At 71.4% G+C, this 14,751-nt stretch carries 14 protein-coding genes; 8 read left to right on the forward strand and 6 right to left on the reverse strand.

Annotated features, from left to right (window positions below; translation table 11 throughout):
* The 8 genes from VKN16_05140 to VKN16_05175 all read left to right on the forward strand — a co-directional run.
* Positions 1–235 (forward strand): hypothetical protein (locus VKN16_05140; GenBank protein ID HME93582.1); only part of this gene is annotated, 235 nt, incomplete at its 5' end.
* Positions 181–1,707: a tetratricopeptide repeat protein gene (locus VKN16_05145; protein ID HME93583.1), complete on the forward strand. Its 1,527-nt coding sequence runs from the start codon at positions 181–183 to the stop codon at positions 1,705–1,707. The genes VKN16_05140 and VKN16_05145, both read left to right, overlap by 55 nt.
* A 229-nt stretch (positions 1,708–1,936) precedes the next feature.
* The gene (locus VKN16_05150) at positions 1,937–2,419 is read left to right on the forward strand and encodes an OmpA family protein (GenBank protein ID HME93584.1); all 483 of its coding nucleotides are present in this window, start codon (positions 1,937–1,939) and stop codon (positions 2,417–2,419) included.
* 144 nt (positions 2,420–2,563) lie between these two features.
* Positions 2,564–3,412 (forward strand): N-formylglutamate amidohydrolase, encoded by an 849-nt coding sequence (locus VKN16_05155; GenBank protein ID HME93585.1) that lies wholly within the window; start codon positions 2,564–2,566, stop codon positions 3,410–3,412.
* Positions 3,413–3,443: 31 nt separating this feature from the next.
* Complete coding sequence (locus VKN16_05160) at positions 3,444–4,190, forward strand: PIG-L deacetylase family protein (GenBank protein HME93586.1); 747 nt, start codon at positions 3,444–3,446, stop codon at positions 4,188–4,190.
* A gap of 58 nt (positions 4,191–4,248) precedes the next feature.
* A complete protein-coding gene (locus VKN16_05165) occupies positions 4,249–5,178 on the forward strand; it encodes an aminotransferase class IV (protein HME93587.1) in 930 nt (309 codons plus the stop codon).
* A 10-nt stretch (positions 5,179–5,188) separates the two neighbouring features.
* Positions 5,189–6,112: an alpha/beta hydrolase gene (locus tag VKN16_05170; GenBank protein HME93588.1), complete on the forward strand. Its 924-nt coding sequence runs from the start codon at positions 5,189–5,191 to the stop codon at positions 6,110–6,112.
* Positions 6,109–7,515 (forward strand): amidase, encoded by a 1,407-nt coding sequence (locus VKN16_05175; GenBank protein ID HME93589.1) that lies wholly within the window; start codon positions 6,109–6,111, stop codon positions 7,513–7,515. Before VKN16_05170 ends, VKN16_05175 begins: the two co-directional genes overlap by 4 nt.
* Positions 7,516–7,522: 7 nt before the next feature.
* Here VKN16_05175 and VKN16_05180 read toward each other — a convergent pair whose 3' ends face one another.
* The 6 genes from VKN16_05180 to VKN16_05205 all read right to left on the reverse strand — a co-directional run bounded on the left by VKN16_05180 (position 7,523) and on the right by VKN16_05205 (position 14,524).
* Positions 7,523–8,746 (reverse strand): MFS transporter, encoded by a 1,224-nt coding sequence (locus VKN16_05180; protein ID HME93590.1) that lies wholly within the window; start codon positions 8,744–8,746, stop codon positions 7,523–7,525.
* 94 nt (positions 8,747–8,840) lie between these two features.
* The gene (locus tag VKN16_05185; protein HME93591.1) at positions 8,841–10,142 is read right to left on the reverse strand and encodes a glycosyltransferase family 4 protein; all 1,302 of its coding nucleotides are present in this window, start codon (positions 10,140–10,142) and stop codon (positions 8,841–8,843) included.
* 200 nt (positions 10,143–10,342) lie between these two features.
* On the reverse strand, positions 10,343–10,966 hold the full coding sequence (locus VKN16_05190) for an alpha-ketoglutarate-dependent dioxygenase AlkB (GenBank protein ID HME93592.1): 624 nt from the start codon (positions 10,964–10,966) through the stop codon (positions 10,343–10,345).
* Between the two features lie 166 nt (positions 10,967–11,132).
* A complete protein-coding gene (locus VKN16_05195; protein HME93593.1) occupies positions 11,133–11,465 on the reverse strand; it encodes a DUF4286 family protein in 333 nt (110 codons plus the stop codon).
* Positions 11,465–12,568 carry a DNA topoisomerase IV subunit A gene (locus VKN16_05200; GenBank protein ID HME93594.1) on the reverse strand — a complete coding sequence of 368 codons (1,104 nt, stop codon included), beginning with the start codon at positions 12,566–12,568 and terminating at the stop codon, positions 11,465–11,467. Before VKN16_05200 ends, VKN16_05195 begins: the two co-directional genes overlap by 1 nt.
* Before the next feature lie 9 nt (positions 12,569–12,577).
* Complete coding sequence (locus VKN16_05205) at positions 12,578–14,524, reverse strand: DNA topoisomerase VI subunit B (protein ID HME93595.1); 1,947 nt, start codon at positions 14,522–14,524, stop codon at positions 12,578–12,580.
* Positions 14,525–14,751 lie beyond the last annotated feature (227 nt).

The raw sequence follows: 14,751 nt of genomic DNA on the forward strand, positions 1-14,751 counted from the left end.
GCCGCCGGTGCGGCGGGCGCAGCAGGCGCCGGCCCTGGTGGCGGAGCTGCGGGCGCAGCCGGTGCGGCGGGTGGCGCGGGAGCCGCGGCTGGAGGGGGCGGGACCGGCGGGTCGCCTGGCGGCGGAGCCCCGTCTTCGGGATCGGCGACGTCCGGTCCGGCTGGACCATCGGCGACCGCGATGCTCGATCAAGCCCGGGCTGATCTGGCAGACCGCAACTACGCGTCGGCGCTGAGTCGGGCGGAGAGCGTCCTGCAGAGCCTCACCACGACCTCCGTGCATCGGGGCGCGCTGCTCGTCGCGGGCGAGGCCGCGTACGGAACGAAGGACTACGCGCTGGCCTCCCGACACTACGGCGAGTTCCTGTCCAAGAACGGCCACGATCCGGCGGCTCCGCAAATCGCGCTGGCGCTGGGGTGGGCCCAGGTGCGCCTCGGCCATGTCGACAGTGCACAGCGGACGTGGGCGCAGATTTCCCACGTCTTCCCCAGGGACGAGCGCGCGCCGCTCGGGCTGCTGCTGAGCGCCCAGGCTGCGGTGCAGGCCGGCGATGCGAGGGCCGCGCGGCAGTGGTTCGACCAGCTGGTGAAGAGCTACCCCAGCAGCCCGGCGGCCGCCGTCGGCCGGCTGAGCCGGTCGGTGCTCCTGGTGAAAACGGGCCGCGAGAAGGACGCCGGATCCGACCTTCGCGAGCTGATCCGGACCAGGCAGCTGTGCGCCGGGTACGAGCGGCACATCGTGGTCGAGGGCCTGGCCCGCGGCGGAGCCGACGCGCCCCTGATCCGGGTCGACGGTCGCAGCTGTCAGGCTCTGGCGGCGGGCAGTCCCCCGCTGCAGCAGTTCGCCGAGCCGTTCCTCAACGGCGCCGGCGACGCCGAGACCACGCCGGCCGTGCTGCACACGCTGGTCCGGCTCGGCACCGAGGATCGCCTCTGGACGGACGTGCAGGCCCTCTCCAGCGACCTGGTGACCGGCTATCCGACGTATCCATCCAATCCGACGCTGCTCGCCGCGGTGGCCGGTCAGGCGGCGGCCGATCGCCAGTGGTCGGTGGTGCGCGCAACCTACGAGCAGATGCTGGCCCGGTATCCGTCGAACCCCCTCAAGTCGTCGGCGCGCCTGGACTTCGCCGAGTCGCTGCTGCGCACGGGATCGCCGACGCTGGCGCAGGCGCAGATCGCGCAGGTGGCGGCCACCGACCGCTCGCGAGACCAGGCGCCGCGACGCCTGTACCTGCAGGGGCAGGTGTACGAGGCGCTCGGCCGGCCGCATGAGGCGCTGGCCGCCTACGAGCAGCTGGCGCGCGATCACCCGCGCGCGGAATGGACCGCCGAGAGCCTGCTGCCGCGCGCACGCATGATGGACGCGATCGGACGGCGAGCGCAGGCGCGCGCCCTGTTCGAGCGCATCGTGAAGGGCGCCGAGGGCGACGTGTACAGCGAAGCGGCGGTGCGGCTGGGGGAGAGCCTCACCGCGGATGGCCAGGACGCGCTCGCGGTGCGCTGGTTCCTCACCGCGGCGTACCTGAATCCGGATTCGACCTGGGGCCAGCGGGCGCAGCTCGGCGCGGTGCGAGGGCTGGTCGCGACCGGCGATCGGGCGACCGCGGATGCCGTGTACCGCCGCATGGAAGCCTCGACGGCGACCGATCCCGATCTGCTCGGCCGGGCGCGGGCCGCGCTTGCGGCCGGGAACACGAGCCGGTAGAAGGAACGCGCCCACGGGAGGGCTCATGCGATCACGCCCACGACCGACACTGCCGCTCGTCGTGCTGCTCCTCTGCGGAGGCTGCGCCGGCACCGATTTCATGACCGCGGAGCCTGTGCCGACGCGCACCGCCCAGGCCGGTCGGGTGAGCCCGACCAGAGAGCCGCCCCCTCCAGCCACGCGGGTCCAATCCGGAAGCGGGTCCAGTGTCGAGGACCGGCTCGAGCAGATGAACCAGCGCCTCAACCAGGTCGACGAGCGTGTCGAAGGCCTCGCCGGCTCGGTGGGCAACGCGCAGAAGCGAGCGGACGAGGCCTCGAAGAAAGCCGAGACCGTCGACGGGCGCCTGACACGGCTGTGGAAGAACCGCTTCAACCAGGCGACCGCCAGCAGCCTCGAGGTGTACTTCTCGCCGGACAGCATCGAGCTGACCGACGCCGCCCAGACCGCGCTGATCTCGGTGGCCAAGGAGATGGAGGAGCATCCGACGCTGACCGTCGAGCTGGGCGGCTACACCGATCCGCGCGGAGCGACCGACTACAACTACGGCCTCAGCCAGCGACGCGTGGACGCGGTGCGAAAGTTCCTGATGGACAAGGGTATCCAGCTCGCACGGATACAGTCCGCCAGCCTGGGGCCGATCACCAACGCGGACATTCCCGACGCCAAGAAGCGCCGGGTCACCCTGAAGCTGCTGGTCGATCGCGAGTGACCCGGGCCTGACCCTCGGCCCGGGCTTTGCCTTCCGTCTCGTTGTCGCCTAGACTCCGGGCATGGGACGGACGATCGCTCTCCGCTCCGCCGCACCTCCGGGCCGGATACCGACTCGGGGCTCGCTCGCCCCCTAGCCCATCCGGTGGAGCCCTTTCCGATCGTCCGGCATCCCACGGGGGGAGCCCGCGCGCCGATCCTGGTCAGCGTCCCCCACTACGGCACGCAGCCCCTCCCCGACATCACCCGGGACCACTACGCGGAGGCGCGGTTCGAGACCTTCGCCTACGGCTTCGCCGACACGTTCGCGGCCGACCTCTACAGCGACCTGCACGAGCACGGCGCCACCGTGCTGGCCACCCCGTTCTCCCGGATGTTCGTGGACGTCAACCGCCGGCGCGACGACTTCGAGCGCCACGAGGACGAGGTGCGATCCCGCCGCGGCGTGGTGCGCACCCACACGATGCGTGAGGTGGCCATCTTCGCGCGGCCGCTGGGTGCGGACGACCTCGAGACGCGGCTGCGCGCGCTCTACGATCCGTACTATGCGACGCTGGAGCGCCTGCTCGCCGAGCTGCGGGCCATGTACGGCTACGCCTTGCTCCTGGATGGCCACACCGGCAGCCCGCGCCGCATGGGCGACCATCAGGTGATCATCGGCACACGGCACGGCGCCACCTGCGCGCCCCCCCTCGCCGCCGCGGTCGCCCGCGTCTTCACCGACCACGGCTTCGAGGTGCACGACAACGTCACCGGCTACACCGGCGGCAACATCGTGACCACCTTCGGCCAGCCCGAGCGCCACCGCGTCCACGCCCTGCAGCTCGAGGTCAACGCGTCACTGCTCATGACCACCGACCGCGAGGAGTTCATCGCCCACATCACGCGCGGCGGGATTCCCGACAAGGCCGAGGCCAACATCGCCCGCGTGCGCGCCTGCCTCCAGGAGCTGGTGGCCGCGCTGCCCGCGGTGCTGGCCACCCTTCACCACTAGCGCCGTCACCCCGAGGAGCGAGACCCCCTTCATGCCCGATCACGCCGACCGCAAGCTCGAGATCGTCACCGCCGTGCCCGAATCCGCCATGGTGGTCTTCGCGCATCCCGACGACGCGGAGATCGGCTCGGGCGGCGTCATCGCCACGTGGGTGGCCGCGGGCTGCGACGTGAGCTACGTGCTCTGCACCAACGGCGAGGCGGGCACCGCCGATCGCGACCTGACCCCGGAGGCGCTCGTGCGCAAGCGCGAGCAGGAGCAGCGGGCCGCCGCCGACTTCATGGGGGTGCGCCACGTCGAGATGCTCGGCTATCCCGACGGGCGTCTCGAGGACACCCGCGAGTTCCTGGGCGACGTGGTCCGGGCGATCCGCCGCCACCGCCCGCACACCGTGTTCGTCCACGATCCGTACCGCATCAAGGGCTTCCAGCACCGCGACCACCGCAAGGCCGGCATCGTGACCACCGACGCGGTGTATCCGTACGCCCGCGACCACCTGCATTTCGCCGAGCACATCACCGAGGAAGGGCTCGAGCCGCACAAGGTGCGCGAGCTGTGGTACTGGGGCGCCGACGAGCCCGATGTCATCGTGGACGTGGGCGCGGGCATCGACCGTCAGATCGCCGCCCTCGTGCGGCACCAGAGCCAGCTGCCCGGCTTCAACGTGCCGGAAGGCGTGACGATCGGCGAGCGGGTCAGGAAGGGCGCGGCCGAGCTGGGCGCCCCCTACGGCTTCGAGCACGCGGCCTGCTTCCGCCGGCTGCTCGCCCGGCGGTAGCCAGACGAAACGGCGACCGGCCGAGCACCTGGAGTAGTATCTCGATGGGAGGACGCCCATGACCCTGCTGCCACGGACCCGCACCGCCTACTTCAACGGCCGCTTCGCGCTGGAGACCGACATCGTCATCCCCTATCGCGACCGGAGCTTCAACCGGGGCGACGGGTGCTTCGACATGACGCGCACCTTCGACGGCCGCATCTTCCGCCTCGAGGAGCACGTCGAGCGCCTCTATCGCTCGCTGCGCTACCTGAGCATCGACATCGGGCTCGAGCCCAAGGAGATGGTCGCGATCACCGAGCAGGTGGTCGAGCGCAACGAGCCGCTGCGCGCGGCCGCGGGCGACTGGTGGGTGGCTCAGCGCATCAGCCGCGGGGTCGACGCGATCGGCGACGAGGGCTGGGAGCACACCGGCCCGCAGGTGATCGTGGACTGCACGCCCCTGCCCCTGCGGAAGCGCGCCGCGTTGTTCCGCGACGGCATCGAGGTGGCGGTGTCCTCGATCCGGCGCACGCCGCCCTCGATGCTGAGCCCGCGCGCGAAGACCCACAACTACCTGAACCTCATCCTCGCCGACCGCGAGGTGAAGACGGCGCGGCCCGAGGCGTGGTCGATCCTCCTGGACGAGCACGGCAACCTGTGCGAGGGCGTGGGCAGCAACGTCTTCGTGGTGCGCGGCGACCGCGTGTACACCCCGCGCGAGCAGTACGTGCTGCCCGGGGTGAGCCGGCGCACCGTCATCGACCTGGCCGGGCGCCTCGGCATCCCCTGCGAGGAGCGCGACCTGGACGTCTACGACGCGGTCACCGCCGACGAGGTCTTCCTGACCTCGACCAGCCTCTGCATCTGCGGCGTGCGCTCGGTCAACGGCCAGCCCATCGGCAACGGCCACATCCCCGGGCCGATCACCCGGCGGCTCACCGACGCCTACGTCGCGCTGGTCGGCACCGACTTCGTCGCGCAGTACCTGTCGCGCCTGTCGTCATGACGACGACGCCATGACCCTGCCCGTTCGCTTCGACATGACCGGTCCCTACGAGGTCGATCAGGACGACATCGTGTTCGCCCGGCCGAGCGGGACGGACCTGCTGGCCCGCGTGTACCGCCCGCGCGGCGAGGCGGCCGCACCGCTCGGCGCGGTGGTCTACGTGCACGGCGGGGCGTGGGCCCGGCTCGATCGCACCGCGGACCCCATTCTGTGCGGGGCGCTGGCCGCCGCGGGCCTCGTCGTCGTCGCGCTGGACTTCCGCCAGGCGCCGGATCACCGCTATCCGGCGGCCGGCGCCGACGTGGCGGCCGGCGTCCGCTACACCCGCGCGCACGCGGCCCGCCTCGGCGTGGACGCCGCGCGCATCGGACTGCTCGGCAGCTCGAGCGGCGGGCTGCTATCGCTCCTGCACGGCGTGAAGCCGGCCGCGCCCGAGCACGCCGGCACGCCCATCGTGCGGCCCGACGGCGGCCTCGACGCCGGCGCGGGCGACGCCGCGGTGGCGTTCGTGGTCGCCCTCTACCCGGTGGCCGACCCGCTGGCCCGGTATCGCTACGCGCGCTCCCGCGAGCACGAGCCGCCCCCGCCCTCGGGCTTCGACGCCAGGCGGCTGATCGCCTCGCACCGCGCCTTCTTCACGGACGAGGCGGCGATGGCGGCAGTCAGCGTCACCCGCATCGTGCAGGCCGGCGAGGCCACCGCGCGGCCGCCGGTCTGGATCGCCCAGCCGGATCAGGACGACAACGTGCCGGCGGCCATCACCGAGGCCTTCGTGCACGCCTACCGGCAGGCGGGCGGCCACGTCGAGCTCGAGCATTTCCCGGACGCCCGCCACGGCTTCGTGCAGCAGGCGGGGCCGGACACCGACAAGTGCATCGCGCAGGTGAAGGACTTCATCGGACGCCAGTGCTTCCAGAGAGGACCCTCGGCATGACGACGATCGATCCGGTATGGGCCGGTGTGGCGGAGCTCTCGCAGGCCTTCGGGGCGCGGACCCTCTCGCCGGTGGACGTGGTGGACGCGCTGCTCGCGCGCATCCGCCGGCACGACCCGGCGCTGCACGCGTTCATCGCGGTCTACGCCGACGAGGCGCGGCTGGCCGCCGAGGGCGCCGACCGGGCGATCCGGGCCGGCCAGCGCGTGGGGCCGCTGCACGGCGTGCCCATCGCGCTCAAGGACCTGGTGGACCTCGACGGGCGCGTCACCACCGGCGGCTCCAAGGTCTGGGCCCGGCGCGTGTCCACGGTCACCGCGACGCTGGCCGAGCGCGCCATCGCCGCGGGCATGATCGTCATCGGCAAGACCCACACCGTCGAGTTCGCGATGGGCAGCTGGGGCACCAACACCCACATGGGCACTCCGCGCAATCCGTGGGACCCGACGGTCCACCGGACGCCGGGCGGCTCGTCGAGCGGCTCGGCGGTGGCGGTCTCGGCCGGACTCGCGCCGATCGCCATCGGCACCGACACCGGCGGCTCGGTGCGCCTGCCCGCGGGCTGGTGCGGCATCGTGGGGCTCAAGGTGACGGCGGGACGGATCAGCACGTACGGCGTGCTGCCCCTGTCCTTCACGCTCGACACGCCGGGGCCGATGGCCCGCTCCGTCGAGGACGCGGCGATCCTCTTCCGCCTGCTGAACGGGCCGGACCCGCGCGATGCGCAGACGCTCGCGTGGGCCGCCGCCGATCCGATGCCGACACTGCGCCGGGGCGTCGCGGGCCTGCGCCTCGCGGTGATGCCCGACGTCGAGCGCAAGGGCGTCGACGACGACATGCTCGCCGCCTACGACGCCTCGATCGAGACGCTGGCCAAGCAGGGCGCCCAGATCGTGCGCTGCACCCTGCCCCACCGGTTCAGCGACTACGCGACCGCGACGGGGCGGATCATCGGCGCCGAAGGCTATCGCTTCGTGGGCCATCTGGTCGACGACGAGAGCCTGCCGGTGGATCCGCACGTGCGGCCGCGGATCCAGATCGGCCGCGGGATCTCCGCGCGCGACTACCTGCTGGCCCTGGCCGAGCGCGAGGAGCATCGCCGCGCGGTGGAGGCCGCGCTCGCCGACGTGGACGCGCTGCTCACCCCGACCGCGCTGACCCCCGCGATCCCGATCGAGCAGGCCGATCAGGCCGGCACCGCGGCGCACTTCACGCGGCCGGTGAACTACCTCGGCCTGTGCGGCCTCGCGGTGCCGAACGGCTTCACCCCGGCCGGCCTGCCCACATCGCTGCAGATCGTCGCCCACGCCGGGGCGGAGGCCACCGCGCTCCGCATCGGGCAGGCCTACGAGGACGCGACCGACTGGACGAGCCGCCGGCCGCCGGAGCCGCCGGCCGCCTGAGGCATCGCTACAGGCGCGCCGCGCTCGGGCTGGACAGGACGGCGGGCGCCGCGGTCGGCGGACGGAAGGTGAACGCGATCACCACCGCGCCGATCCCGATCGCGCACGAGGCGATGAAGAGCCAGAAGTAGCTGCCGAAGGAGTCGTACAGCCACCCGCCGGTCACCGGTCCCAGCGCCATGCCGAGCGTGGAGACCAGGGCCACCGCGCCGAAGGTGGTGCCCATGATGCGCGCGCCGAAGTACTCGCGCACGAGGATCGCGTAGAGCGGCATCACCCCGCCGTAGGCGAAGCCGAACACCACGCTGAGCGCGTAGAAGCTCACGAGATCGCGCGTGCCGATGTAGAAGCTGATCGCGAGCGCCTGGATCGCCAGCCCGACCACCAGGGTCTGCTTCGCCCCGACGCGATCGGCGATCAGCCCGCAGACGACTCTGCCGCCGAGCGAGGCGAGGCCGGCCACGCTCAGCACCGTCACCGCCGCCATCGCGGTCACACCGCGGTCGATCGCGTGCGTGATCATGTGGAAGATCGGCCCGGAGTGCGCGGCGCAGCACGCGAAGTAGGTGAGCGCGATGGCCGCGAACTGCGGGGTGCGGATCGCCTGCCCCACCGTCATCTCACGCTCGCCCGCGCCCGAGGCCGCCGCGGCCGCGCCCGGTCCCGAGGCGCTCGGCTCGCGCACGAGCAGCGCGGCCGGGATGATGACCAGCCACGCGATGTTGCCGATCACCAACATGGCCAGGCGCCAGTCGTAGTGCGTGATGATCCACCGCGCCAGGGGCGCGACCGTCGAGGAGCCGAGCCCGATGCCCGCCGAGACCAGGGCCACGGCGAGACTGCGGTGCCGGACGAACCATCGGCTCGTGGTGGCGGTCAGCGGGGTGTAGAAGCTGCCCGACGCCAGCCCCACCAGCACGCCGAACAGGATCTGGAACTGCAGCAGGCTCGTGGCCTGGCTGGCGGTGACCATGCCGATGCCCAGGAGCCCGCCGCCCAGCAGCAGGACGACGCGCGTGCCGTACTGGTCGGATAGCGCGCCCCAGAGGAACGCGCCCACGCCCATGCTGAGCCAGTTGAGGAGCGCGGCGGTCGAGATGCCGGTCCGCGACCAGCCCATCGCCTCGGACATCGGCTGGAGAAAGACGCTCAGCGACAGCATCGCGCCCATGCCGATGCAGGTCACCACGATGCCCACGCCCACGATGACCCAGCCGTAGAAGATGCTCATGCGCGCGCTCTCGCCTCCCCTGCTCTCTGGTCGAACGGCACGGGAGGGAATCGACCGCGGCCTCCCCAAAGCCGATACTACATCCTCGCCCCGGTCAGGCGGGCTCCATACGGCGGGCGACTCCCGGCGATGCGCCCGGATCCGAGCGGTCGTCCAGCAGCCGGCGATAGGTCTCGATGTGCTGGGCCGCGATGCGAGCGATGGACAGCCGCTCCCGCAGCTCGCCGAGCCCCCGGGTCAGCTGCTCGCGCGGCGTGTCGAGCAGTTCGCGGATACGCGCGGCCAACGCCCGCGGGGTGAACGGCGAGAAGGTCGCGATCGCGCCCGCCGAGAGCGCGTTGTACTCGGCGATGAGGGGCGTGTCCGAGGCCAGGATCGGGCAGTCCAGCGCGATCAGCGATGACAGCGATCCGGAGGCCGCCTTGTTGTCCTCGAACGGGCACACCGCAAGATCGGCCTGTCGCAGCGCCGCGCCGTAGGCGGCATCGTCCAGGTAGCCGGTCACCTCGAGCCGGCCGCGCACGCCGCGCCGCTGGGCCTGCTCGAGCAGCGCCCGATACTGGCCCGGCCCGGATCGCCCGAACCCGGCGCCGCCCACGAACACGACCTTCACGTCCGGCATGAACGGCATGGCGTCGATGAGCAGGTGGTGCCCCTTGCTCGCGAAGATGAAGCCGGCGAGCGCCACCGTCCGCGTCCGGCCTGGGCGGATCATCGGTGACACCGGCGCCGGCGCCTGCTCCACGAAGTGCGGAATCAGCACGAGCCGGCCATCGCGCCGCAACGCGGTCAGGGCGTCGCGCTCCTTGCGGGTCAGCACGAACAGGCCGTGGGCCCGCCGGGCCGCCCAACGCGCGACCACGTACGGGCTGACGTGGCGGAAGTCCCAGATCGGCCGCCACAGCCGACCGAGATCGATGCGGCGAGCCGCCACCTGCCGGGCCAGGCGCACCATCGGCCGCATCGGGCCCTTGAGCGTCTCGACGGTCACGCGCCGCACCAGCGGACCCACCCCGTCGATCCCGAGTGCGGCGACGGTCGTGGCGTCGTGCAGGGTCGCCGCCAGCGGCTTGCCGGAAAAGCGCCGGAAGAGCGACAGGTTCACGACGGCGCGGAGGTCGCGTCCCCACGTGGCGTCTCCCGCGGTGCTGATCTGGATGTGGATGAGGTCTGCCGCGGAGAGCGCCTCGGCCGCGTCGCGCACGATTCGCGCGTTTCTCGCGGGCCGATCGGTGAGCACGATGCTTCGCTCCAGCACCCGGACGTTCGGCTGGCGTCGCGCCTCGGCGGCCAGCAGGCGGCCGTAGCGGCAGATGCCGTGCTCGACGGCGCCGACGTGGAGGTAGCCGAGCTTGACCTCTCGGGGAGCGCCAGGCATGGAGCCGCGGTCGGCCATCCCGGATCGAACCTCGTGGTGGGTCGGCTCGCTGCGCGTGACGAGGCCGCACGGCCGCCTCGCCGGCCAAGGTCGGACTTCACATCCCGGAACGGAGCGGAACGACGACGGGTGCGACGAGGAAGCTACCGGCTCGAGCCCGCCTGACCGGCGTGACGGGGCGACAGCCGGTGCGACTCTAGAACCGCGCCGGCGGGCTGTCAAGAGGAGGAGTACGGAGCCGGATCGACGGGGGCGGAGCGGAGCTGGATGCTGATGCGGAGGTCGGCGTGCGCCACCTTGGGGACCGCGTGCTCCCACGTCTGCTGGCAGGTGCCGCCCATGACGAGGAGATCGCCACCGCCGAAGTCGAAGGCGCGCGAGCGCCCGCCGCCCACCGGGCGGAGCAGGAAGCGCCGCCGCGCGCCCAGCGCGACGATCGCCACGATCGCATCCTCGCGCGCGGGGCCCAGGCGATCGCCGTGGAAGGCGACGCTGTCCCGGCCGTCGCGGTAGGCCGCGAACGAGATGCCGGGCAGCGGTCGGCCGTAGTGTTGCGAGAGCGCGCGGGCCAGATCGGGAATCAGCGGGTGGCCGGGCCCGTCGTCCGGCCACGACGCCACGAGGCGGGGCACGTCCACCACGCGGTCGTACATGCGGCGCCGGTGCGCCTGCCAGCGCATCGCCGTCCAGAGCGCGTCCAGCAGGGCCTCGTGGCCCTCGATCCACTCCGGCCGATGGTCGATCCACGCGCCGGCCCCCAGGTCCGTCCGCTGCAGCCCGCCTAGTTGCGCATCGCAGCGCGGAGTCTCGACGGCGAACAGATCCCGCTGGAAGCTCGCCATGCCTCCATCATCTCAACCCCGTCCAGATGGGGTCAGGTCTTGCAATACGACATTTCCGACGATTGCCCAGCAGGCTGCCGCGCGATGAAATGTCGTAATGCAAGACCTGACCCCGGCCTGACCCCGGCCTGGGCGGAAATGTCGTAATGCAAGACCTGACCCCGGGCTACGCCGGGATGATGGTCTGGGTGCGGGAGCGGACGTGGGGGGCGAAGTGATACCAGCCGCGCATGGCCTGGAACTCCGGGGTCGAGGTGGCGGCGGGGCTGTCCAGCTCGTAGATCGTGGTGTAGATGCGCGTGCCCGCGCGCTCGGTCTTGCCGTGGGTCGTCTCGGAGACGTCGCCGGTGGAGACGTAGCGGCGCCCCCGCCGCACCCCCGGGCACTTGAGCGCGTCGGGCAGATGCACGGTGTCGTACCAGCGGTTCCATTCGGCCTCGACGGCCGGGTCGACCTCGACGGTGACGATCAGCAGGCAGCCCGGGAATTGCTCGCTCATCAGTCGAGCCAGTCCTTCTCCTTGAGCTTGCGCGGCAGGTAGCGCTTGGTGAGGTACTGGAAGTCCTTGTTGGCGAGCGCGTCCAGCTCGTACTTGAGGCCGATCGACAGCATCCGCTTGATCTCCTCCTGCCACGGCTTCTTCTGGAACCAGCTGTAGTTCAGCAGCTCGCGGGCCCGCGCAATGTCCTTGTCGTTGAGCTTGATGCCGACGTTGCGCGGCAGCCCGTAGGCCTCGGGATCCGCGCTGGAGAGCCCGATGAACTTCGCCTTGGGGATGGCCATGCGCTGGCTCTCGAAGGCCAGGTTGATCGAGCCCTGCTTGACCACCGAGTAGATGTAGTAGCCCCACGGGTCGTTGTCCACCAGCACGTAGACCGGCAGGCCCTTCTCCTCGTGTAGCCGCCGGGCCAGCCGTCGTACCCCGCGGGGCGGCTGGCCGTTGCCGGTGAGCAGGATGCAGTTGTAGCGGCGCCAGAACTTGTCCTCGGAGAGCCGGTTCCACTGCGTGCCCTTCTCGACCAGCAGCACGAAGTCGGCGGTGCACCGTCGGATCTGCAGGTACTCCGGCTCGACGATCGAGGGCACGGAATAGCCGCCCTTGCCGAGCCGCGCGCAGTCCACCTGATCGCCGTCGTCGACCAGCACCAGCGGCCCCACGATGGAGCCCGCGTTCTCCGCCCGCACGTGCAGCTCCTCGCGGAGGGCCTCCAGGGTGACCTCGAGGTCTTCGATCAACGGGTCGGATTCGTCCTGGGTGTCGAGCGTGTTCTCGTGCGAGTTCTTGATGGTGTGCTTCGTGCGGTAGTAGATCTCCCGCAGCGAGGTGGTGAGGTTGGCCCGCTGCAGCTCGCAGAGGGCGTCGGCCACCAGGACGGTCTGCATGAACTTCTTGGCCATGCCCACGTTGAAGAACGAGCGCGCCTGCTTGCGCCGGCCCATCTCGAGATGGCCCTTGCGCTCGTTGAAGCTGACGTTCGACAGCGAGCGGACCGGGATCGCCAGGGTCGGATCGCGGCGCTTCTGGGCCGCGCTGATCACCACGTCGGCGACGCCGATCAGCTTCTTCTCCACCGCGCTGGGCTTGCGGGTCTTCGAGGCCATGGCCGGATCCTACCGCGTCCGGCGCTTGCCCGCGGCGCGTTTCCGGACCGGCTTGCCCGCCCGCCGCGGCGCGGCGCCCTTGCCGCGCGTCCGCTTGCCCCGGGCCGGCTTGTCGTCCCCCGCCGAGGCCCCATTCGTGGAATTCCCCTCCACCGTCTCCGCCTCGACCGGCTCCGGCACCTCGCCCTCGACCCCGTCGACGGTCACGATGATCGAGTGCGGCAGCCCTTCCGGCCCGCTGCCGTTCTTGCCGAGGGCCTCGTCGGTCTTGGCTCCGCCGGTGCGCAGCGAGGCCATGCGGTGCAGCTGCTCCTTCAGCTTCGCGACCGGCAGCGTGCCGCCCTTGAGGCGGTTGCACGACTCGACGACCTCCTCGATGTACAGCTCGAAGATGTTGCGGCGACGATGCTCGCTGTGGGCCCGCTCGCGCCGTCGGATGAAGGCGCCCAGGCGGCGCCCGCACTCGCGCAGGGCCAGCGTGATCTCCTTGCGGATCTCGTCGTAGTCGGCGATGGCTTCCTTGGACTCGCTGGTGAACGGCACCCACACCGAAGCCATGTGGACGAAGATCACCATGGGGCCGGCGGGGGCCGCGCCCCGCGACTGGGTCACCCCGTAGTTGCGCCACGTGGTGTCCAGCACCGCCTTGTAGCTGGAGCAGGCCGCCTGCTGATAGAGCAGCGGCACGCGGTTGGCGTAGCGGATGACGCGCGCCAGCTCGTGGTCGCCCGACTCCTGCTCGCCCTCGGCCAGCGGCACCGCCTTCTTCTCGGGGAGCGCCCCTTCGGGCTCGGGCGCCTTTCCGTAGGCCAGGCCCGCCTCGATCACGAAGGGATTGCCGCGGTACACCGCGGGCGGACGGCTCACCGCGGTGTAGAACTCGCCCTTGATCTGCTGGTAGAGGCCGGAGAGGATCGCCTTCTCCCCGATCGGCGAGAGGCAGTTCGTGGGCGGCGCCATGATCTTGGTCGCCTGGATCGCCTTGTAGAGCGCCTCCGCGGTCTCGCCGTGGACGTCGCGCGGGCGCGCCCGCGGTGAGAGCCCGGCCGCCTTGCACATCTCGTCGGCGAGGCGGGGCGACACCCGGCTGAAGTCGCCGGACAGGAAGCCGGAGACGGAATGGCTCCGGGTGTCCTGGAGCATCTTGAGCAGCATCCCCAGCTCGATGCCGTAGGGATGCGGCTTGATCTCCTTCGGCGACGGCGGCAACTCGGTGTACGTCCGCGCCAGCTCCTTCGTCTCGCCATCGGGCGCGTGGTAGGTGAGCCGCACGTGCGGGTTGGCGATGACGGTCTGCTCGATGTACTCGTCGACCGACGCGCGCCCCTTCTGGTAGCGGCCCTCGACCTCGAGCGTGACCTGCGTGCCCCGGGCGTGCTCCCACTCGATCTGCTTCTTCTCGAGGATCAGCGGCTCGTTCTTCTTGGTGTCGATCTGCACCTCGAAGTAGTGGGCGGGGGAGCGAGGGCTCGTCCGGGACGTGATCTGGACGGGCTTCCCCGTCGTCAGCTGCGCGTACATGCCGGCCGCCGAGATCCCGATGCCCTGCTGGCCGCGGCTCATCCGGAGCCGGTGAAACTTGGACCCGTAGAGGAGCTTCGCGAAGATTGGTGGGATCTGCTGCCGGACGATGCCGGGGCCGTTGTCGGTGACGGTGACCCGGAAGCGCGTCGCCTGGCTGGCTGGCGGCGGCGGCGACCCGTTGCTCGGCACGACCTCGATCGCCACGACGACGTCGGGCAGGATGCCGGCCTCCTCGGCGGCGTCGAGGGCGTTGTCCACCGCCTCCTTGACGCAGGTGAGGAGCGCCTTCCGCGGGCTGTCGAAGCCGAGGAGGTGCCGGTTCTTGGTGAAGAACTCGGAGACCGAGATCTCGCGCTGGCGCGCGCCCATCTCCACGGCGGAGACGGCGGGCTTCGGTGTCGCCGTTCCCGACGCGGCTTCTGCGGTGGCCATCTCCCTACTTGATACCAAATTCGCGGCCGGGAGCCGCGGTTAATCCGCACCGGCGAGCGCACCGGGCCCGTCGCGACCCCGGGGATCTGGATTCGTCCGGGCATGAAACATCCGCCCGGGGGCTGCGCTAGGCTCTCCGGCGATGGTGTTCCACGGCTGGAAGGTCGTCGGCTGCGCGTTCCTGATCGCGGTCTTCGGGTGGGGCTTCGGGTTCTACGGGATCGGCG

The organism is Candidatus Methylomirabilota bacterium, assembly GCA_035315345.1.
GTDB lineage: Bacteria > Methylomirabilota > Methylomirabilia > Rokubacteriales > CSP1-6 > CAMLFJ01.

Excerpts from the sequence above, each read along its gene's own strand:
- VKN16_05175 (HME93589.1), top strand. The coding sequence starts at position 6,109 with ATGACGACGATCGATCCGGTATGGGCCGGTGTGGCGGAGCTCTCGCAG.
- VKN16_05205 (HME93595.1), bottom strand. The coding sequence starts at position 14,524 with ATGGCCACCGCAGAAGCCGCGTCGGGAACGGCGACACCGAAGCCCGCC.
- VKN16_05185 (HME93591.1), bottom strand. The coding sequence starts at position 10,142 with ATGGCCGACCGCGGCTCCATGCCTGGCGCTCCCCGAGAGGTCAAGCTC.
- VKN16_05170 (HME93588.1), top strand. The coding sequence starts at position 5,189 with ATGACCCTGCCCGTTCGCTTCGACATGACCGGTCCCTACGAGGTCGAT.
- VKN16_05160 (HME93586.1), top strand. The coding sequence starts at position 3,444 with ATGCCCGATCACGCCGACCGCAAGCTCGAGATCGTCACCGCCGTGCCC.
- VKN16_05180 (HME93590.1), bottom strand. The coding sequence starts at position 8,746 with ATGAGCATCTTCTACGGCTGGGTCATCGTGGGCGTGGGCATCGTGGTG.
- VKN16_05145 (HME93583.1), top strand. The coding sequence starts at position 181 with ATGCTCGATCAAGCCCGGGCTGATCTGGCAGACCGCAACTACGCGTCG.
- VKN16_05150 (HME93584.1), top strand. The coding sequence starts at position 1,937 with ATGAACCAGCGCCTCAACCAGGTCGACGAGCGTGTCGAAGGCCTCGCC.
- VKN16_05165 (HME93587.1), top strand. The coding sequence starts at position 4,249 with ATGACCCTGCTGCCACGGACCCGCACCGCCTACTTCAACGGCCGCTTC.
- VKN16_05200 (HME93594.1), bottom strand. The coding sequence starts at position 12,568 with ATGGCCTCGAAGACCCGCAAGCCCAGCGCGGTGGAGAAGAAGCTGATC.
- VKN16_05195 (HME93593.1), bottom strand. The coding sequence starts at position 11,465 with ATGAGCGAGCAATTCCCGGGCTGCCTGCTGATCGTCACCGTCGAGGTC.
- VKN16_05190 (HME93592.1), bottom strand. The coding sequence starts at position 10,966 with ATGGCGAGCTTCCAGCGGGATCTGTTCGCCGTCGAGACTCCGCGCTGC.